We start from the raw sequence: 20,690 nt of genomic DNA on the forward strand, positions 1-20,690 counted from the left end.
AAACGGAGGTCCGTGGATTCGGAAGTCATGGGTGATCCCTGCCTGCAGTTGGACTCTTGCGTTTTTGTGATGCCTGCGACACCCGTCGGGAGGTCATCGGAATCAATTGAGTCAGCACCCGATAGTTCATGGCGATGCATGTTCCGAGGCCGATCACGCCCCCCAAGAGAACGCTCAACCAGCCATCAGGCAACGGAAGCGTCAGCGTCTTGGCAAGGACTGCGGCGAATATCGAAGAAAGGACTGGTGTCTTGAGGGCGACACAGAGCTCACCCAGGCCAATGGAAGTGGCACGGCGCAACCCCCAAAAATAGACCGGAATGGTTACGCCGCACATGACCACAATATGGGCAACACCTGCTCCATGGAGACCGGCCAAGGTTATGCCGATCCAGAGGGCAGGTACCAGAGCCAGGAGCGCTCCTACTTGGCCAACGAAGAGCAGGGAAGTCTTGCCTAAGGCAATAAGGATGTTCGCAATGAAAAGTCCAAATACGAACAGCACGCCATAGGTGGCAAGAATGGACAGGACGGGGCCGGCAGCCGCCCATTTCGGTCCGTAAACAATGACTATCAGTTGATCTGAAAATGCTAGCAAGAATGCACCAATTGGAAATACAATCAGTGCAATAACAGTCAGGCCATCTGTTATTGACTTTCTAATATTTCCATTGTCACGCAAGACGCGGGAAAAAGCGGGAAGGACGATGCTGTTCAAAACTGTTCCGACAATCGCTGTGGGCCACATTGCCACGTTGAATGCCAGGAAATAGACTCCCAAGTCTGCGACAGTTAGCAGCCGTCCGATGAGTGCGTAATCCAGATTCAGAAGAATTTGGCTGAGGAGGTTGGCACCAGCCAGCGGAAGCCCGAAGGCGAGCAGGGGACGTAATAGCGGAAACTCTAAGCCTGGTAAATATATGCGTGAGGAATAGGCGAGTATTATGCCCCCCATTACGATTTGGCCTACGATGCGTGACCAGGCGTAGGCCTCGGCCCCGTCCCCAAGGGTGGCAAGAACCAGCAGTGTGGCACTGCCCGGGACGAATGATGCAACAGATGCCCAGAAGTTGACCTTTTGCCTGAAATTGCGTTGCAGCAACGCTCCTGGAACGGCCAGTGGGCCGATCAGAGCGACGCCAATGGAGAGAATCTTAATTGAGCTAGCTGCGTCCTCGTTGCCCATGAACTGTGCAATTTGAGAGGCGAAGGCGGCCATCGGGATAGCCAGAAGCAGGCTACCAACGATAGCAAGAGTGGTTATCGTGGGCGCTATTTTGTCGACGTCGAGATCACAGCGGGACACAGCGCTGGCTACGCCTAGTTCTGCCAACGTCACCACGATGGAGTGTACTGTCACTGCCAGTGTAAAGACCCCCAGTGCCTCGGGAGAAACGATCCGGGCCACAATAGCTGTTAGAAGAATATTGCTGAGCCGCAGAAAAATTGTTCCGCCAGCAGACCAGCCCGCACCTCGTTTGACCGATGCGGCGAGGCGGGCCTCCCGTCCGGAATTTGCCGTTACTAATGGCAGTGAGTTTTTCCAGGCCGACCTGTGGTCGGACTCCGTCGTCATACCGCCCTCACCCCATCTGCAAGAACCTCTGCGACCCGCTCCTGCTGCTCAACGGTGATGTGCGGGAACAGCGGCAGCGACAGGATCTGTCCGGCAGCCTCCTCGGCGACAGGGAAGGCACCGAAGGAAGCCTTGGCGTAAGCCCCACTCAAGTGCACTGGAACCGGGTAGTGGATTCCGGCCTGGATTCCGGCATCGTGCAGCGCCCGGAGGACCGCATCCCGGTGCTGGACCCGTACCACGTACAGGTGCCACACATCCGCGTTCCCGGGCGCCTCCCGCGGCAGCTCAACCCCCGGCACATCCGCAAGCAATGCCGCGTAACGCTCCGCGGCTTCCCGCCTCCGCAGGTTCCATAAGTGAAGCCTGGCAAGTTTTGCTTTGAGCACGACGGCCTGAACTGTATCCAGACGCGAATTGAACCCGATGACTTCATGGTGGTACTTCTCGGAACTCCCATGCGCGCTCAACAGGCGCACCCGCGCAGCAACTGCAGGATCGTCCGTCAGGACGGCGCCGGCGTCCCCCGCGGCGCCAAGGTTCTTACCTGGATAGAAGCTGGTCCCGGCGGCCAGGCCCCACGTTCCCGCGTGCCTGCCAAAACGCGTTGCACCCTGCGACTGCGCGGCGTCCTCGATAATCACAGCGCCGCAGGACTCTGCGATGGGGGACAGTTGCTCCACAAAGGCGGTCTGCCCGAACAAATGGACCGGCACGATGGCTTGCGTGCGGGATGTAACGGCGGCGGCGACGGCGGCCGGTGAAATCAGCAAGTAGTCCGGATCCACATCGACCGGCACGGGCACGGCCCCGATCCGGCTCACCGCCTCGGCCGTCGCGATGAATGTATTGGCAGGAAGGATGACTTCCCCGCCGGCCCGCACGCCTCCAGCGCGCAGCGCAAGTTCGAGTGCATCGGTGCCATTTCCCACTCCAACGCAGTGGGAAGCACCAACGAATGAGGCATACGCCGCCTCAAAAGCCGCAACCACGGGCCCTCCAATGAAGGCAGCCGTAGACAAGACGCTGGCCAGTTCCGCCATGACTTCGTCGTGAACTTCGGCCTGCTGGGCCACCAAATCCACCAAGGGAACAACCTGCAGATGAACATCCACGCTCATGACATCCCTCCAATCCGGAAGCTTTCGCCATCAATCTCGTGTGCCGGCACCCCAACCCACGTCTGCCCGTCAGGGACGTTGCTCAAGACAGCAGCCCCCATCCCCACGGTCGCGTATGCCCCCACCGAGGTCCGTTCGCGGACGCTGGCGTTCATGCCCAGGTATGCCGCCCGGCCAATCCGGACTCCGCCGCCCAGTGACACCCCCGCCGCGAACGTCGCAAAGTCCGCCACGTCGTCGTCGTGCGTGAATGTCACCGACGGCATCGCAACCACGTGCGAACCCAGCGTGACCGAGGCAGTAAGCGTGACGTTGCGGAGCAGGATGCTGCCCCTGCCCACCCGGCACCCCTCCGGGCACAGGACCGAAGGGTCGATGGCGGTGGCGTAGCGCGCCTCGGTGAGCCCCAGCGCCGTCAGCCGCTCCACCACGGATTCACGCGCCCTGCCCGAACCGATGCACACCAGGATGAACGCGTGGGTGTATTTGGCGGCGTCATCGATGGTTCCCAGCACCGGGGCGCCGTCCACGCTGACACCCGCCATTTCCTTATCGTCATCGAGCAGGCCGACGACGTCGTACTGGCCGCTGCTGCGCACCATCGCCAGGACTTCACGGGCCAGGCCGCTGGCAGCTATCAGGATCAGCTCACTCATGTGCGCGTCCCCGCTGCCGAAGCCCGGATGGCGCCGATGATCCTGTCCAGGCCGCCGTCGTCCAACTCGTGGTACACCGGCAGGATCAATGTCCTGTCATTGAGCCGCTCCGTGTGCTGCAGGAGGCCTCCGCCCGAGTCGCGCCACCGGTAGGCGGGCTGGCGGTGCGCCGCCATGATGCCGCGCCGCGCAGAGATCCCGGCTTCCGCCAGCTTTTCGAGCAGCCCGTCCCGGGTGGTTCCGAAACTGGGCAGGACCTCCACCCAGAAGGACTGGAAGTTCGTTGTGCCGTACGGCGGGTCGGACACCAAACGCAGGCCGGGCACCCCGGCGAGTCCGGCCACATACCGTGCCGCGATGTCCCGGCGCCGTGCCAGCACCGCAGCCAGCCGGCCCAGTTGGACGATGCCGACGGCGGCCTGCAGGTCCGTCATCCGGTAGTTGAAACCAACCTCCAGGTAGTCCTCCGGCGGTGCCAGCAGGGATCCGTGCCGGTCTGCTGCGGAGACGCTCATGGAGTGCTCCCGCAGGGTCCTGGCCCGGGCAGCCCAGTCTGCCCGGTTGGTGGTGAGCATCCCGCCCTCGCCGGTGGTGAGGATCTTCCGTGGATGGAAGGACCACACCGCGACATCCGCGTCCACACCCACCGGCCGGCCCCTGTAAGTCGACCCCACGGCGCAGGCGGCGTCTTCGATCACGGTGATCTCGTGGCGGTCGCACAGGCTGCGGATTGGATCCATGTCCAGGGGCACGCCGCCCTGGTCCACCACAATCACGGCCCGTGTATCCAGGGTGAGTGCAGCATAGATGGTTTCCGCGGTCACGTTCCCGGTCACGGGGTCGACGTCGCAGAATACCGGCCGGGCACCGACGTAGGTGACGGCATTTGCCGTTGCGATGAAGGACAAGGACGGAACGACGACGTCGTCCCCGGGCCCGATCCCCGCCACCACCAAGGCGAGGTGAAGGGCGGTGGTGCAACTGGAGGTGGCCACGCCGTGCCGGACACCCTGGGATTCGGCGAAGCGGGATTCAAACTCCTTCACCTTGGGTCCCTGCGCCACCCAGCCGGATGCCACCACGTCGGCCAGGGCACGGGCTTCCTCGTCCCCAAGCCAGGGCTTCATCACGTTGATCCGGGCCAGGACCGGCTCGGCAGTCATCGGGCACCAACCGTGCGTGCAGCGGCAATCTCCTCGCGCAGCGGCATCCACCAGCTGACCAGTTGCCGGAGTCCTTCTTCGAGTTCCACCTCGGCCTTGAAGCCTAGATCGCGTGCGGCAGCGGACGTATCGGCCAGCCGCCGGGCCACGCCGTTGACCTGCCGCTCCGGGCCATGCTCCACCTCAAGGCCGGAGCCCATGACCCGCAGCAGCGCCTGCGCCATCTCCAGCAAACTGGTTTCGGTGCCGCTGGCCACGTTGTAGATGCCCTCGGTGACGCCGCTGGCGGCCGCCAGGACGTTGGCCCTGGCCACGTCAGCGGTGTGGACGAAATCCATGGTCTGGAGGCCGTCGCCAAAAATCAGCGGCGGCCGGCCGTCCATGATCCGCTCCATCCACCGCACCAGGACCTCTGTGTACAGGCCGTGGACGTCCATCCGCGGCCCGTACACGTTGAAGTAGCGGAGCAGCACATAGTCCAGGCCGGCCATGGCGCGGAAGCTGCGGGCCATGCCTTCGTTGAACGACTTGGCTGCGCCATAGAAGGTGTCGTTATTGGCATGATGATGCCGTTCGGGAGTAGGGAATTCCTCGGCCATCCCGTACACGGAGGCACTTGATGCCGCCACCAGCTTGTCCACCTTGTGCTCCGCGGCGGCCTCCAGGACGTTGAACGTACCGTCCACCAGCACTTCCAGGGCCAACCGTGGTTCCTCGGCGCACTGGGTGATGCGGATAGCGGCCTGGTGGAACACCAGATCCTTGCCCCTGGTGAGGTCATGCACCAGGTCCCGGTCCTGGATGGCACCCCGAACCAGTTCGACCTGCCCGGTCGCCACGGCGCCGGAGAGGTTGTCCAGCCGGCCCCGGACCAGATTGTCCAGCACGTCGATCCGGCTGACCCCGGCCTCAATCAGGGAATCCACCAGGGTGGATCCGATGGTCCCGGCGCCGCCCGTCACCAGTACGGTGGCACCTTCCAACGCGCTCACCGTGCCCCCTCCATTCCGGTGCCGGTTCCTGCCATGGCGGAGCCTGCCACCGGTGCCGCCTGGCCATCCATCCCCAGGCTGCGGGTGACCGCCTCGAGGACTGACAGCACCCGCAGCCCGGAGCTGCCGCCTGTCCTGGCCTCCTGGCCGTGCCGGATGCAGGACGCAAGTTCCTGTACCACCAGGCTCAGGGCCTCCCGTTCCGGCAATGCGGGGGACCAGGTGTCGCCCAGGCGGTAGGAAACTGCGGTGGAGGCTTTCTCGCCCACCGATCTGGGCTGACGGTCGAGGCTGACACCGCGGTCATAGACGCTGAGCCGCTGCTGCGGGTTGAGGTCGTCCCAGACCAGGGTGCGGAGGGACCCGCCAATAACCATCTGGCGGATTTTGGTGGGGCTCAGCCAGTTCACGTGGACGTGGGCGGTGGCATCATTGGGAAGCCGGAAGTTCAGGTGCCCCACGCAGTCCCGGCCCGTGCCCAGCGGGTCCGCGCCGAACGCGGAAACCTCTGATGGATTCAGCCCGCCCGGCAGGACAAAGTCAAGGATGGCAAGGTCATGCGGCGCCAGGTCCCAGAAGACGTCCACATCAGGCTGGACGAGGCCCAGGTTGATACGGGTGGAGTCCACGAACAGGATTTCCCCGAGCGAGCCGGACTGCACCAGCTCCTGCATCTTCAGGACAGCCGGCGTGTAGCAGTAGGTGTGGTCCGCCATGAGCACCAGCCCGTTTGCCCTGGCCTCGGCTACCATTTCCAGCCCGTGTTCCCTGCTGTCCGCCAGCGGCTTTTCCACCAGCACATGCTTGCCGGCGCGCAGCGCTGTCATCACCGCACCATGGTGGGTGCGGGCCGGCGTCGCAATGGCCACCGCATCCACTTCGCAAAAGTCCAGCAACTCATCCATGGACTCCACGCACGGGATATCCCCGAGCGTGGCAGCCAGTTTCCGTGCGCGTTCAATGTCAAGGTCGCAGATTGCCACCAGGTCCCAGTCGGGACTGGCCTGCAGGTTGCGGGCCAGGTTTGGTCCCCAGTAGCCGGCACCGACGACGGCGATACGGAGTTTCCGCGCAGGCCGCGGTTGGTCAGGGGCGTGGGTGTGAGTGGCGAATACTCTCATGTGATTGACTTCCCATTTTGTGGTTGTGCTAATAGGCGCCGGACGGCCGGACGACGGCCCGGAATGTCCGCCAAAGGATCAGCAGGTCTCCTGCAATGGACCAGTTTTCGACGTAGTAGAGGTCCAGCCGGACCGATTCCTCCCAGGACAGATCCGAGCGGCCGTTGACCTGCCAGAGGCCGGTGATGCCAGGCTTGATCAGGAGACGGCGGTGGGTGTGCCGTTCATACCCGCTGACTTCGCGGTCCAGCGGGGGCCGCGGGCCCACCATGCTCATGTTCCCCAGGACCACGTTCCAGAGCTGGGGAAGTTCGTCCAGGGAGTACTTGCGCATCCAGCGTCCGCAGCGCGTGACTCGGGGGTCATCCTTCATTTTGAAGAGCACCCCGGACCCCTGGTTCTGCTGGTCCAGGGAAGCCAGCTGCGCCTCGGCGTCGGACACCATGGAGCGGAATTTGAACATTCCGAACACTTTGCCGTCCTTGCCAATCCGGTCCTGCCGGAAGAGGATGGGCCCGGGACTGTCCAGCCGGACCACCGCGGCCAGCACCAGGAGCACCGGCGAGAGCACCAGGAGCGCGGCCAGTGCGCCAATGACGTCCATGATCCGCTTCAACGCGTGCTTTGCGCCGCTGTACTGCGGAATATCCACATGCATGAGGGGCAGCCCATCCACCGGGCGCCAGTGGATCCGCGGGCCGGCGACGTTGGTCAACGTGGCCGCCAGGATCAGCTCCGTGGAGGACTCCTCAAGTTTCCAGCCCAGCTCACGGATGAACTTGTTTCCCCCCGGCAGCGGACCGGCAACGATGACCGAGTCCGCGTCCACCAAGCGGACGGTCCGGGCGATTGCATCCGTCGACGAGAGCACCGGCACCAAGCAACCTTCCACCCGGAGCCCGGTTCCCTTCCGGGCCCCCGGAAGGCAGGCCCCCAGGATTTCGTATACCGCCCCTGACCGCCGGGACACTTGCTGTATGACGTACCTGACGTCCTCCGGTTCGCCAACCACAACGGCCCTCGAGAGGTGCCGGCCGTGAAGCTTTTCCGCCGCCAGCCGCTTGCGGAATACCCACCGGTTGGCGGTCAGTGCCACCAGCCCCACCGGCAATGACACCATGACGAACGCGGTTGCGCCATGAACGGAGAACACCACCGCGGCGAGGGCCATCAGCCCAAAAATGCGCAGGGTGGCTGAAGCCACCCGCTTGTACTCGTCGGCGCCAATGCCGAGAACCTTGGGATCCCTGGTGTGGTACGCCTCCAGCGCCGCCAACCAGATGACCGTGAGTGCTGCTGCCGCGGCCGCTGCGCCACCGTCCCTTGGACCTGCAGGCGAGAAACCTTCTTCGGAGAGGAGGAAACCGGCGTAGACGGCGCCCATGACCATACCGGCGTCAGCGCCCCGCAGGAGATTGACATGCCGGGAGATCCAGGCTGCGGTTGCCTTACGGGGCCGGGCTTTCCCTTCAAAACCAGTGGATGCAGCCGGCGGCAGCGGGAACCGGGTTCCTGCGGTGTCCGCTGCCGCCGGCTGCGGTGTTGCCACCCGCTGTGCAGCAGCGGGAGCAACGGGCCAGACAAAGGCAGCCTGCCGGGTTTTGGCTACTGGTATTTCCGCCATCGTGCCCCTTTCCAACGCAGCTGCCTGTTCTCTGGCCGTGAAGCAAAACTAGCCCTGGACTGACGCGGTTGAGGGTGAATCGGGAAGGCCTTTGTGGGTACCTCAGTGCAAGGGTGTGGAAACTGCGGGTACCTGCAAATTGCGGGACTTTAGGCCTATAGGACGGGCAGGACGTAGGGTTCAGCGGCCGCGGATCCCTTGCCAGCGGCGAGTGCCGTCAACTGGGCCCTGGACTCGACGCCGAGCTTTCGGTAGATGGCGGTGAGGCGCACTTCGACCGTGCGCACGGAGACATACAAGGTGGCAGCAATTTCCTTGTTGCGCATGCCCCGTGCCACCATCTTCGCCAACGACCGCTCATGGTCCGCAAGCAACAGCATTGCCGGGTTGCCCTGCGGGCGGGCAGGCTCCATGCGTTCATCCAGGAGGAGGGCGTCCACATGCTGGGTCCACGCATCCGCGCCGGCTTCGTCGAACATCACCTTGGCCCGCAGCAACGCATCCCGTGCGTCCCGCAGCCTGCCAAAGGCGTGCAACCGCTCCGCATAGCAGGCAAGGGTCCTTGCCCTTTCAAGAGTGTGCCCGTTCCTGCTGTCCAGTGCCTGGCTGAAAAGCTGCAGTGACTGTTCGCCGTCCGCGAGAAGGGCACGGCTACGGGCCACAGCCATCATCAGCCATGGTGACCGGAGCCCCACCGAGCGGCTCTCAAGGCGCAGAAGTGCCTGCGTGGCCTCCTGGTGCCGGCCGAGCCGGACCAGTACTTCAACAAGGTCCGCCTCACAGCGCAGGAGCGTGGGGTTGCCGAACCGCATGCCGATTTCGGCGGCCCGGGACAACTGGGCAACGGACTCGGCCAGGTCGCCGCGCAGCAGCGCGAACTGGCCTTGGCAGGCGGCAAGCTGTGCCGTGATGGCAGGGTGGCTGTCCGCACCCGCATAGCGAAGTGCCTCGGCGGCATACGCCCGGGCCTGGGCGTCGTCACCGAGGGAATGTGCCCGCCAAACCCGGAAAAGGTGGCGCGTGCCGCGGTGGTACTTGAGTTCGGGCTCGGAAAGTTCAAGTTCGTCAATCAGCCGGACCGCCGCGCGCACGTTACCGGCACGGATTGCATTGTCCACTGCCATGAACGCTGCGGTTTCCTGCCAGTTAACGTGGCCTGGTTCGTCGGAACTCCTGAGCAGGGCGAAAGTTTCGTGGGCGCCTTCATAGTGTTCGGCGTAGGTGAGGGCCCTGCCATGCATCAAAAGCCCGGCGGCCCGGGCGGCGCCCGTTTGTTCCTGCCGCCGGCCAAGGCCGGCAGTTCCGCCGCCAATCGACTCAATCAATAGCTCGGCGCGCTCAGCGATGCCCAGGCAATGTGCCGACGCGGACCCGCGGAATCCCTTGCCGTGGCGCAGGAGCTCCGAGGCCTCCTCCAGTTCCCACCTCTCCGCATAGTACAAGGCGCCGATGGACAGCAGGCTCGCAGCGTAGGCCGGATCGTGCTGGCCGAATTCCTTCACCAGCCGGAGCACCATGCTGGAACGCACGGCAGCCCCTTGGGCGAACTGGATTTCAAAGGAGAGGCCCGTCAACCGCAGGATCAGTGCGGGATTGCGCGTTACCCGCTGGGCCCACTCCAGGTACCGGCGGGCGTACACAAACTCACCCCGGTTGAACAGCATTTCTGCAACGCTGGTCAGCCGGGCCGCCGTTTCCGCCTCCCAGGGGTTTATGGTGAGCGCCCGCTCGATGTACTCCACGGCAAAACTCACTTCACCGTTGCGAACCAGGTCAACGGCGTGACGGAGCAGCTGGAACGGGGTTTGCCGTTCCAGTGCGGTAAAACTCATGTGCCACCTGCGGGCATACGGATCGGTGTCACTTGCTGCTTCTGCCAGGGCCCGATGGTTGGCCGTGCGGACGGCCGGCGTCATGGCCGCGAAGACATATCCCCGCAGCAGCTGGTCACCGATCCCCAGGTGGGGACCTGTTCGCTTCACCAGGCCGGCAGCCAGCAGTTCGTCAACGCTTGTCCACACGTCCCGGTCGATCTTCTCGATCGTCGAGATGTCGCTGCGGAAGGAAAGAGCCAGGAGGTCAAGCACGTTACGGGCGCCGGGGGTCAGACCGCCGACAACCGACGCGCACTCCGCGTCAAAGCTGCCCCCGGAGGGCAGCGGGACGGGCAGCGCATATTTGCCTGCGGTGTGCCTCTCCAGCAACCGGGTGTAAAGGTCGACGGCGGCGAGCGGGTTGCCGCCGGCGGCTGCGGCAACCGCGTGGGCAGCCGCCGTCGTGGTCCTCTTGGCGGGCATGCTCTCCAGCATCCGCACAGTGTCGCTGTAGCCCAGCGGACCGAGGCGCAGGGCAGCGAGCCCGCTGAAGGGGCTCTCGGGCAGGTCCTCCCGCATGCTGACAAAAAGGACGGTATCCGTACCCACCAAACGCCTGGCCACAAAGCCGATGACCGCCTGGCTGCTGGGATCCAGCTGGTCGACATCATCGAGCACGACGACGGTCCGCGATGACGAGCGCTGGTGCAGGCCGTTGAGCAGCATGCTTGAAACTGCCGGTACGCTCATGGCGCCGGTGTTGTCGTGGAGCAGCTCGTCAGCAATCCGGTTCAGGACGGGATCGTCCATGTCATTCAAGAGTGCAGTAAGCCCGGACAGTGGCCAGTCCGATTCAGCGGCAGTGGCGGACAGGAAGACGGTGCGGTAATCGGAGAGCATGCGGATTGCCGACAAAAGGGCTGTTTTGCCTGTCCCTTTGCGGCCGATCACCGCCAGTGCAGTGTCCTTGGGCCCGCGAATAACTGAGAGGACGCGGTCCAGTTCTTTGCTTCGGCCAATAAGTGGCATGGTGTCCCCATTCGTCGAAGAAGGAGACCGCATTCTTGCACTGCCGGATCACGTCCCGGCCGTCCGCTCCCCAGTGCGGATTCTGCCGGTACCTGCGAATATAGCCCGCAACCAGCAGCCTTACCACAACGTTCCCGCTGGATTCCATCAAGATTGGCGCCTGTATTTGATCAAGGTTCCGGGCTGCGAGCAAGGTTCCGCCAAGAGCGGCTCGTCCCTCGACGCGCCGGGCCGCTATGCTCTAGGGAATTCGTTGCTGGGGCACCTTCGGAAACTTGAATGGGTTGTGGTATGGGAAGTGTCGGTTACCGCGTTTTGGCAGCCCTTCTGGTCGCAGGATGCTCCCTGGGGTTAGCCGCCTGCCAGGAACAACAGCCGCCGACGGACGGGCGGGCTGTACACTTCACCGCAGCCGGGGACATGGGCATGGGCGCCGGTGCGCGCTCTGTTTTGGAAGTGGTTTCGGGTTTGAGGCCCGACTTCAACATTGCCCTTGGTGATCTGTCCTATAAAGCAGGTGCGGAACAGGATTACTGCGACGTGGTGACAAGCAAATTAGGGGAGGACTTTGCTTACGAATTGATTGCAGGCAACCACGAAAGCGACGGCAGTGAGGGAGACATCGACGTTTTCGCGGGTTGCCTGCCTAACAGACTCCAAGGCTTACAGGGAACCTATGGAAGGCAATGGTATGTCGACATCCCCCTGGACAAGCCGCTGGTTCGGATGATTTTGGTATCACCCGGGCTTGAATTCAAGGACAAAGACGAGTTCGACTACTCGCGGGGCAGCGAACGGTACAAATGGACCGAAGCAGCGATCGACGGGGCAAGGGAGGCCAACGTTCCCTGGACGATAGTTGCCATGCACGTACCCTGCTTCAGTTTGGGCCACTATGGCTGCGAGGCCGGCCAGCCACTGACCAACCTGCTCATAAGTAAGAAGGTCGACCTGGTTCTTACGGCCCATGAGCACGCGTACCAGCGGAGTCACCAGCTGGGCATCAACGGCGCTTGCCCCTGGATATTTTCGGGTAGTGCAGTGAGGTCCTGCATTGCCAGCACGGAGAGCCAGGTGACCTCCGGCAAGGGCACCATCTTTGCGGGCGTCGGAACGGGTGGCGCTGGTGAGCACGATTTGTCCGGCGACGACCCGGAGGCCCCGTACTTCGCTGCATGGTCCGCAGCGAATAGAAATCCCGCCTTGGGCACCCTGGATGTCCACATCACGGAAGGGCGCCTCGATGCGCGTTTCGTTCCCGTATCGGAAAGCGGCTTCATGGACCACTTCTCTGTGGTGAAGTAGCGGCGCGCAGCGGAAGGCCCCGGGCTCTGCTGGATGCAGCCCCGGGGCCCCGCATGCGTACCGAACGTCCTTACTACGTGCCCTACGCCGCAGGCTTTAGGGCGGTCTGCCATGCGGCCACAGCCCGAGCGGCGCTTAGGGTCCAGGTAGCGGTTCCGCTTGAACCCACAGTCGCCTGGGTTTTGTCCGCCTGCTCGGCAACCTGGCCGGCAGCGGCCTCCCAGCGTTCTGTCCAGCCCGATGGCGCGGTGACCACCGGAGCACTGCAGTCGCAGCCCACTCCGCCGATCAGCATGGCGCCGTTGGTGGCCGTGGTGATGCTGCCCACCGTGATGCTGGTGGCGGAGTAGCTGGTGTCAGCCGCCGTCACCACCGGGCTGTCCAGCGGCGTGGTGTTGTTGACCCCGCGGTATGCCGTGATGCCGCCACCCCATTTTGCCGCCGAACTGAGGATCCAGTTGTAGGTGGCCGGATCGGAGGCACCCACCACCTTGTAGAAGGCGTAAGCCCGCGCTCCGGAGGTGGAGGAGGCGTTGATGGACTGCCCGTTGACGATCGCCGTCCAGCCGGCAGGCGCCGTCAGGCCGGGGTTGAGGTCCACGGTGATGGCGGCCACCAGCACGTCACCGGCGGAAGTGCCGGCGGGAACCGCCAACGAAGCCGTGGTCACGGCGGTGCCTGAGTTCGCCGTGTTGGCGTTCACCACCGTGATCCCGCCGGATGTCGGCGGTGGTGGCGTGCTGGTGACGCTGATAGTGGCCGTCGCGGAGGACGAACCCGTGCTGTTGGTAGCCGTGAGCTTGGCGGTGTAGGTCCCGGCCGCCGCGTAGGAGTGGGCGGGATTCTGGACTGTTGCCGTGCCGCCGTCGCCAAAGTCCCACGCCCAGGAAGTAGGCGTATTTGTTGACGTGTCCGTGAAGGTGACGTTCAGCGGCGCCGTGCCGGTGGTGGGGTTGGCCGTGAACGACGCCACGGGTGCCTGCCCTGCCGGCGGCGGAGTGCCGCCCAGCGGCCGGTCGGAGAACCAGTAGCGCTTGGCCACGTTGTCGCTGGCCATGACCACCAGCCCGGTAGCGTTGTTCACGCTCTGCTTGCTGGTGGTGACGTCGTTGATGTTCGACGACGACGCGGCCTGCATGATCGGCGTGCCGCGGCCCGACCCGAAGACAGGATTGTCCATGGAGGCGGTCTTCTCGTAGATGCTGCCGGCAACGCCGGAGAACGCGCAGCCGGCCACCGAGGTGGGCGGTGCCGTGTGGAATGCCCGCACCAGGTTGTTCTGGGTATCCAGGACGATCTGGGGGCGGGAGACGCAGTCGCCGGTGGTGGCTATGGTGGACTGGGTGAAGGCGCCCGTACCCGGCTTGAAGACCAGCAGGAGAAGTTGCGGCAGTGTCTTATCGGAGGACGTGTCGTTGAGGCTAGTCTTCACCGCGGCGAAAACCCGGCCTGAGGGGTCTGCCTGCAGGGTCTTGAGGTTCAGGTGGTCATCGGCCTGCCCATTACCCCTGATTGCCGGCTGCAGTTTCCAGTTGGCGTTCGCGGGCTTCCCGTCGGCGTGCGTAGCCCACCACATGGTGTCCGTCAGTTGGTCACTCCACATGACGCCGATCTGGCCGCCGCCGAATGCCACCACTGCGGAAATGTCATCGGGGGCCGGGTTGGGGCTGGCCACCGGGAGGACGAACGGGGTACCCCACGTCGCACCGTTGTTGGTGGAGTAGTTCACGTAGACGGTGTTGGTGAAGCCGGACGTCGAGTTCCCGCCCACCTGAGTCCAGGTTGCCCACACGCCGCCCACAGAATCCGCGTCGATCGTCATGGATTCACTTGAATTGTTGGTGATCGTCGAGGGGAAACCGGGGTCCAGCGTGTACTTTCCCGCGGCGTAGCTGTACCGGTAGAGCTTGGCTGGCTGGCCGGAAAGCGATGGTTTGGGGGAACCGTCGGTGCTGACGGTGACCACGTGCGAGGCGATGAACAGGTGGGTCCCGTCCCAAAGCGTGTCGGCGAGCGTGCTGCCCCGGGTGTCGTTCACCACCCCGGTATCCACCCAGCTGTTGGAGGTACGGTCCAGCCGGTAAATGCTCCAGCCGGCACCGGACGTCCACATGTCCGCCCACCACGACCCATCATTCCACCAAAGCTTGCTTTGCGGCTTGTCGGAAGTGGGCGGATTGGCCACACCTGAGTAGGCGATGCTTTGCGTGCCGTAGACGGGATCGGCCACGGCAGTACCAGGTACGCCGAGGATGGTGGTTGCAAGAACCAGGGCCACGCCTAAGGCCTGGCCCATCCTGATCGGAAAAAGTCTGCGTTTGAGCTTCATAGGAGAACTCCCGGGCATAGGTGGGATCGGGGAACTCCGCCCGTTTGGCCCAGTCCTCAAAGAGCTCTTGCCCCCAAGTACCGAAAGCGTATGCCCGAACACGTGGCACGGCAATGCAAGTGGCATACCTAAATACTGGCTTCCGAGGCCCCGCTACCTAACAAATATTGGGTTCGTTGATTCCCCTATACCTAATCGCGTGCGCCGGCACCGAGCCCTTTACTTGCCTAACGGGGGGTGAACCCCGGGTAAAAAGTGAGTACCTACTACTCGTGATACCCGGATTAGGTAGGGGGTAGTCTGCCGGGAACGGCCAGAGGATTGGCGACTGGGTTGCTGGGGGATCAGCGACCAGACCATGACCGGATCAAGCGTATTTGCCGCGGCGAGACCGCCCGCGGCATTGTCCAGAATCCGAACTGTCATGAAGTGGTGAGGCAATTGTCGATTTCGCCCCAACTTCCAGCTCTTTTTTCCGAGCCGGGACACGTATTTCCGCAAGCTTCAATCAGCGTGGTCATTCCCACCCTGAACGAGGAGAAGAACCTCCCATGGGTTCTTCGCCGGATGCCCTCCTACGTCGATGAGGTGATCATCGTGGACGGCCGCTCGCAGGACAAGACTGTCGAAGTGGCTAAGGCGCTGCGCCCCGACGTGGTGGTGGTCAATGAGACACGCAAGGGAAAAGGGGTGGCCCTCCGCGCCGGCTTTACGGCCGCTAAAGGGGACATCATCGTGATGCTGGATGCCGACGGAAGCATGGATCCACAGGAGATTGGCTGGTTCGTGGCACCCCTGCAGCACGATTTCGACTTCGTGAAGGGATCCCGCCACGTAACCGGTGGCGGATCGGAAGACCTGACCCGGCTTCGGAAGGCAGGGAACAGGGCGCTCACGGGATTGGCTAACGCTGTCCTGCACAGCAATTACTCGGATCTCTGCTACGGATACATTGCATTTCGGCGGGAATGCCTGGAGGTGCTGGAGCTGCAGTCGGACGGCTTCGAAATCGAAACCGAACTCATCGTCCGGGCTGCCAAGGGCGGCCTAAGGATTGCCGAAGTTCCCAGCCTTGAGCTGGACCGGATTTCCGGAGCATCGAACCTCCAGACGTTCCGCGACGGTTGGCGCGTGCTGCATACCTTGGCCCGCGAATGCACGCTCTGGGAGGCGCCCACGGCAGGTGCCCGGCCGGAGGCGCTCCGCCGCGTGAAGTACACCTACTCCAACGTACGCTTCCCCAGGCTTCCGGTGGATCCCCACAGCGTTCTCACTGCCGCCGTGAAGCCGAAAGAGGCCCTTGTTGCGACGGCGGTGGGGCAGCATGCTTGATCGCGCCAAACCCCTGTCCGTGACGGTTGTGATCTGCGCCTTCACCTCGGAGCGGTGGGGCATGCTGCTCGACGTGATCGAATCCGTCCGCAACCAGACGCTTGCCCCCGAGCAAGTGTTGGTGGTCATCGACCACAACGAGGACCTGTACGAGCGGCTCATCGAGATTGTCGATGACGTCACGGTCGTTGAGAGCACAGGTCTCCCAGGTTTGTCCGGGGCCCGCAACACGGGAGTCGGGCTCGCCGACTCGGATATCGTCGCCTTCCTGGATGACGACGCCGAGGCGGCACCGGATTGGCTCGAACGTCTCGTAGCGCTGTACGACGACCAGGATGTGCTGGCTGTGGGCGGCAAGGTGGTCCCGCTCTGGGAATCCGGCCGGCCGGGGTACTTCGCCGAGGAATTGGACTGGATCGTCGGTTGCAGCCATCGCGGGCTGCCACGCGTGGCTTCGGAAGTCCGGAACGTGATCGGGGCAAACATGTCCTTCCGCCTTGAAGTCCTTCGGCAGGTGGGCGGCTTCAACCAATCCTTGGGCAGGAAGGGACACCTGCCACTTGGATGCGAGGAAACCGAAATCTGCATCCGTTCCCGGATGGGCTTGCCGGGATCGCGCATTGTCTACGAACCGGCCGCATTGGTACATCACCATGTTCCCGCGTCCCGCGGAACCTGGCGCTACATGATGTCCAGGTCATGGGCTGAGGGATTGTCCAAAGCCCAGGTCAGCCAGCTCGTGGGCCACAAACGGGCGCTCGGCCCCGAACGCCGCTATGTCCGCAGCGTCCTCCCGCGCGCAGTCTTCACCGGCCTAACGTCATGGCGGCGAGAGGGTAGCCCGGACGGGCTGGGGCGGGCAGGTGCCGTCATTGCGGTCCTGGCCTGCACAGCGGCCGGTTACTTCCGTGGACGTCGGCTTCAGCGTTGGACGGGCCAGGACGAAGACGACGTGGTGCTGGCCCCGGCCGCCGGGCAGTGGCGGGAAGTGCAATGAGCGAAGGTGCCAGCCAGATGCTTGAGGATTTGCAGGATGAGTCCTTGGTCCTGGTGCCCGCCATGGAGTCCCTCTCGCCACCCACCTGGCCGGGCGCCCGGTGGATCGGGTCTGTGGACCTTGAGGACCTCGCGCAGTGCTCCCGATTCGAACTGGAGAATCATCATGGATATGAACGTGCCCGGTTGCTGGTGCGTGCAGCAGGGGCTGTGCGGGGGTTTGTCGATGTGCCGTCGCCGGCAGGAATCGTGGATCGGACTGACTTCGAGGACGCCCTGGCGTCCCTGTCGCCAGTGCCATCATTCCCCCCTGCGGTGACAAACCCCCTCATCACGGTGGTGGTCTGCACCAGGGACCGCACCCAGCAGCTGCGGAGTGCCCTGCTGACCATCCTTGCGCTGGACTACGCACACTTTGATGTCGTGGTGGTTGACAATGCGCCTGCCACGCACGACACCGAAGAACTGGTGCGTCGTGAGTTCAGGGACCAGCGGGTACGGCTGGTGTCGGAACCCGTACCGGGCCTCTCCCATGCCAGGAACACCGGCCTTAGGCACTCCAGCGGTGAGATCGTGGCCTTCACCGATGACGATGTTGTGGTGGACAGATCCTGGCTGCGGGAAATCGCCGCGGCATTCGACGCGGTCCCCGCTGCTGCCTGTGTCACCGGGCTCGTGCCGGCTGGAGAGCTGCGGACCCCCACCCAAGGTTATTTTGATTCGAAGGTCAGCTGGTCAAGGAGCTTGGTCCCTCAGGTGTTTTCCCTCGCCAACCCGCCCGTGGCGCTCCCAAAGTTCCCGTTCAGCCCTGGAGCATTCGGTACAGGAGCAAATTTTGCCTTGAGGCGGCAACCAGCCCTCCGCCTCGGCGGATTCGACCCCGCGCTGGGGGTTGGGACTCCCACCGGCGGCGGGGAGGACATCGACATGTTCACCCGTGTCCTCCTTGAGGGGCATGCCTTAGTGGTCCAGCCGGCGGCCATTGTCTGGCACCGCCACCGGGATGGTCTGGAAGACCTGCGGATACAGGCCCGCGGCTACGGTAACGGGCTGGGGGCCTGGATGACCAAGGTGATGATTGACCCCCGGACGGCAAGGCTGGCCCTAGCCAGGAGTTGGGGAGTTGGACTTGAATTCCTGAATCGACGTCGACAGATTACCCCGTTTGAGTCCCAGGGGCAGCCAATCCACAGCTCACTGGAATCCCAGGTGGAACGACTCCTCTGGCTGCAGCTGCTGGCGGTGGCCGCGGGTCCCTACAAGTACGCAGTCTCCCGCCGCAGGTCCGCCCTGCGGCGACACGTGGAACCATCCGCAACGTAATCCCAAGAAACTTGCATGATCCGCAGGTACCAGGAGGAAGATATGGCCTTGATGATCAAGGACGGACTGTCCGAGCCCCAGCAGCCCCCGGGCTCTGTTCGTGCCCGGGCCAGTCAGCTTGATGTGGCATTCGCTCTCGCAGGCGCAGTGACCGCACTCCTGATCCTTTTCGACGTTGGCGGTGATTTCGCAGCACCGATAAAGCTGCTTGCGTGCGCCATGCTCCCTGGCTGGGCGCTGCTGCGCGGCGTACGCTCCATTGAGCCCGCTGCCCGGCTGGTCTGGACCCTGACGGCCAGTGCGGTCTTATTCGGCGGCTTCGCGGCAGCGATGGCATGGACTGGATTCTGGTACCCGCATGAGGTGGCGGCCCTTATTTTGCTTCCGTCGGCAGCCAGTCTCCTCCTTTCCCATCACTCCGCGCCTCGGCGGGAGGACGGGGAACGCCGCACAGGTCTTTACAGGCCGAGAAACCGGGGCATCAAATGGACGTTAGGGCGTCCCATTGCTCTGCGCCGAAAGGGCCTGAAGCCCTGGCTGGTCCTGTTCGCGGGAATGGTCTTATGGGTTCTGAGCTTGCTTGTGACTTCGACTGGGCACCTGGGTTCGTTTGGCCTGCTTCCCGCATTGCCACCCTTGTGGTTCCTGTCGCTTGCCATGGTGCTGGGAGTGTCCATATGGACGGTGGCCTCGAGGAACGGCGCCTCAGCCTGGCTGACAAGCTCTGCACTCACAGGGGTGGTTGCCATTCTTTACGGCACTGCCCCGCTGCTCATGGATGTGCCGCGCTTCCCCTGGGTTTACAAGCACATGGCGGTCACCTCGCTGATAACGGAAACAGGCCACGTTGATCCGTTAATTGACATTTACAACAGGTGGCCGGGCTTCTTCTCCTACAGCGCCTTCCTGGGGGAGGCGATTGGCTACCGCACTCCCATTAGCTATGCGGCGTGGGCCGAAGCAGGGTTCGCCCTTCTTGATGCGGTATTGGTCTTGGCCATCGCCCGCAGTCTTTCGAAAAGCCGCCGCATCTACTGGACCGCGGCCCTGGTTTTCACCCTGGGAGACTGGGTAAACCAGAACTACTACTCACCGCAGTCCTTTTCCTACTCTTTGTACCTGGCGCTTTGCCTACTCGCACTGACATTCCTCCGCTCCGCTCCCGGGCGGTGGGGCGTGGCACTGGAAGGGCTGGCCGTCCGGCTTTTCGCCCAAGGAAAAATCCACCAGGACCGGGACGGTTGGGACAGCCGGCCGGGCGGCCGGCAGTCCCTCGTTGTCGCAGCTATCATCGGCATCCAGGCCGTCATAGTTATCAGCCATCAACTGACACCGTACATGGCTGTCCTTGGGCTACTTCCACTCTTCGTAGGAGGGCACTTCCGGCCCCGGTGGCTTGGCCCGACGCTCCTGGTCCTGCCGTTGCTGTTCCTGATTCCCAACATCGATTACATCCGGGACAAATATGGACTGTTCTCAGGCTTCAACTTTTTCGCCAACGCTGGGTACAAGGCACCCGGCAGCGCCACGGGTCCGCTGTTGGACATACTGTTCACGGCTCCGGGAATGGGGCGCGCACTTGCCACGGTGCTGACTGTTTTCGTCGGCATCCTTGGTGCGGCAGGATTCGTCCGCCAGCTCCGGAGCGGTCAGGTCCGCACGACCTTGGCGGTGGCATGGCTGGCCGTGGCTCCAAGCCTGGGGTTGTTCGGCCAGGCGTACGGCGGGGAAGCCCGCTTCCGGGTATATCTTTTCGCCCTGCCCTGGCTGGCTATTGGAGTCGCCTGGCTGTTTTGGGGAGGAACGGTCCGCAAGCAGCGGGCAACGGTTACCGCGGCATCCGCGCTGGTGGTGCTGGCACTGCTCTTCTCTTTTGTGCACCTGCAGACTGCCGGACAATACAAGGTTCCAAAAGCGGAAGTCACTGCGGGCCAATGGCTGGACGCCAACACTAAGCCAGGCGATCTCATCCTGGGGACGCGATACTTCTTCCCGCTCCTTCAAGGACCCAACTATGCGCACTACCTGGCCTGGGGAACCGTTACACCGCTGTACGACTATGCGAAGGAGTTCGCGCAGGACATCAACATGTCCTCATTCCAGGCTTATGTAAGGCATCTCAAGGGCGGCCAGGAGGTTTACGTCGTCATTTCCGATGAGCAGAATGCGCGCGCTGCCCGCGAACACCGGATCGAAACCACGTTGATGCCGAAAGTTGAGGCCATGCTTGCGGAAGGAGCCGGCGTTGAGAGCGTCTTCGATAATGGGACGGTCCGTGTATACAAGTACGGCGTGGAACGTTGACGGCC

The 20,690-nt window shown here is 63.4% G+C and carries 14 protein-coding genes; 5 read left to right on the forward strand and 9 right to left on the reverse strand.

Features of this window, described 5'->3' with window-relative positions:
* Window positions 1–25 precede the first annotated feature (25 nt).
* The 8 genes from NIBR502771_RS05430 to NIBR502771_RS05465 all read right to left on the reverse strand — a co-directional run bounded on the left by NIBR502771_RS05430 (window position 26) and on the right by NIBR502771_RS05465 (window position 11,096).
* Window positions 26–1,576 carry an oligosaccharide flippase family protein gene (locus NIBR502771_RS05430; RefSeq protein ID WP_141158835.1) on the reverse strand — a complete coding sequence of 517 codons (1,551 nt, stop codon included), beginning with the start codon at window positions 1,574–1,576 and terminating at the stop codon, window positions 26–28.
* Window positions 1,573–2,697, reverse strand: coding sequence for a DegT/DnrJ/EryC1/StrS aminotransferase family protein (locus NIBR502771_RS05435; RefSeq protein WP_141158836.1), 1,125 nt, complete (start codon window positions 2,695–2,697; stop codon window positions 1,573–1,575). The genes NIBR502771_RS05430 and NIBR502771_RS05435 overlap by 4 nt, the downstream gene beginning before the upstream one ends.
* Window positions 2,694–3,353, reverse strand: a complete 660-nt coding sequence (locus NIBR502771_RS05440) for an acetyltransferase (protein ID WP_141158837.1) — start codon at window positions 3,351–3,353, stop codon at window positions 2,694–2,696. The genes NIBR502771_RS05435 and NIBR502771_RS05440 overlap by 4 nt, the downstream gene beginning before the upstream one ends.
* The gene (locus NIBR502771_RS05445) at window positions 3,350–4,516 is read right to left on the reverse strand and encodes a DegT/DnrJ/EryC1/StrS aminotransferase family protein (protein ID WP_141158838.1); all 1,167 of its coding nucleotides are present in this window, start codon (window positions 4,514–4,516) and stop codon (window positions 3,350–3,352) included. Before NIBR502771_RS05445 ends, NIBR502771_RS05440 begins: the two co-directional genes overlap by 4 nt.
* Complete coding sequence (locus tag NIBR502771_RS05450; protein ID WP_141158839.1) at window positions 4,513–5,508, reverse strand: NAD-dependent epimerase/dehydratase family protein; 996 nt, start codon at window positions 5,506–5,508, stop codon at window positions 4,513–4,515. Before NIBR502771_RS05450 ends, NIBR502771_RS05445 begins: the two co-directional genes overlap by 4 nt.
* Window positions 5,505–6,629, reverse strand: a complete 1,125-nt coding sequence (locus NIBR502771_RS05455) for a Gfo/Idh/MocA family protein (RefSeq protein WP_141158840.1) — start codon at window positions 6,627–6,629, stop codon at window positions 5,505–5,507. The genes NIBR502771_RS05450 and NIBR502771_RS05455 overlap by 4 nt, the downstream gene beginning before the upstream one ends.
* Before the next feature lie 28 nt (window positions 6,630–6,657).
* A complete protein-coding gene (locus NIBR502771_RS05460; RefSeq protein WP_141158841.1) occupies window positions 6,658–8,253 on the reverse strand; it encodes a sugar transferase in 1,596 nt (531 codons plus the stop codon).
* 155 nt (window positions 8,254–8,408) lie between these two features.
* Window positions 8,409–11,096, reverse strand: coding sequence for a LuxR family transcriptional regulator (locus NIBR502771_RS05465; protein ID WP_141158842.1), 2,688 nt, complete (start codon window positions 11,094–11,096; stop codon window positions 8,409–8,411).
* Between the two features lie 291 nt (window positions 11,097–11,387).
* On the opposite strand from NIBR502771_RS05465, the gene NIBR502771_RS05470 reads away from it, so the two are divergent.
* On the forward strand, window positions 11,388–12,401 hold the full coding sequence (locus tag NIBR502771_RS05470; RefSeq protein WP_141158843.1) for a metallophosphoesterase: 1,014 nt from the start codon (window positions 11,388–11,390) through the stop codon (window positions 12,399–12,401).
* 82 nt (window positions 12,402–12,483) lie between these two features.
* Here NIBR502771_RS05470 and NIBR502771_RS05475 read toward each other — a convergent pair whose 3' ends face one another.
* Window positions 12,484–14,679 (reverse strand): PKD domain-containing protein, encoded by a 2,196-nt coding sequence (locus NIBR502771_RS05475; protein WP_210411333.1) that lies wholly within the window; start codon window positions 14,677–14,679, stop codon window positions 12,484–12,486.
* Window positions 14,680–15,243: 564 nt separating this feature from the next.
* Between NIBR502771_RS05475 and NIBR502771_RS05480 the strand changes: the two genes are divergently transcribed.
* From NIBR502771_RS05480 to NIBR502771_RS05495, 4 genes are read left to right on the forward strand one after another with little or no spacing between them, the layout of a single operon-like run.
* Window positions 15,244–16,062, forward strand: coding sequence for a glycosyltransferase family 2 protein (locus tag NIBR502771_RS05480; protein WP_246839822.1), 819 nt, complete (start codon window positions 15,244–15,246; stop codon window positions 16,060–16,062).
* Window positions 16,055–17,059 (forward strand): glycosyltransferase family 2 protein, encoded by a 1,005-nt coding sequence (locus tag NIBR502771_RS05485; RefSeq protein WP_141158844.1) that lies wholly within the window; start codon window positions 16,055–16,057, stop codon window positions 17,057–17,059. The genes NIBR502771_RS05480 and NIBR502771_RS05485 overlap by 8 nt, the downstream gene beginning before the upstream one ends.
* Window positions 17,056–18,381 (forward strand): glycosyltransferase family 2 protein, encoded by a 1,326-nt coding sequence (locus NIBR502771_RS05490; protein WP_210411335.1) that lies wholly within the window; start codon window positions 17,056–17,058, stop codon window positions 18,379–18,381. Before NIBR502771_RS05485 ends, NIBR502771_RS05490 begins: the two co-directional genes overlap by 4 nt.
* Window positions 18,382–18,423: 42 nt before the next feature.
* Window positions 18,424–20,685: a hypothetical protein gene (locus NIBR502771_RS05495; protein WP_141158845.1), complete on the forward strand. Its 2,262-nt coding sequence runs from the start codon at window positions 18,424–18,426 to the stop codon at window positions 20,683–20,685.
* Window positions 20,686–20,690 lie beyond the last annotated feature (5 nt).

The sequence above is a fragment of the Pseudarthrobacter sp. NIBRBAC000502771 genome (genome assembly GCF_006517215.1).
Taxonomy (GTDB): Bacteria; Actinomycetota; Actinomycetes; order Actinomycetales; family Micrococcaceae; genus Arthrobacter; species Arthrobacter niigatensis.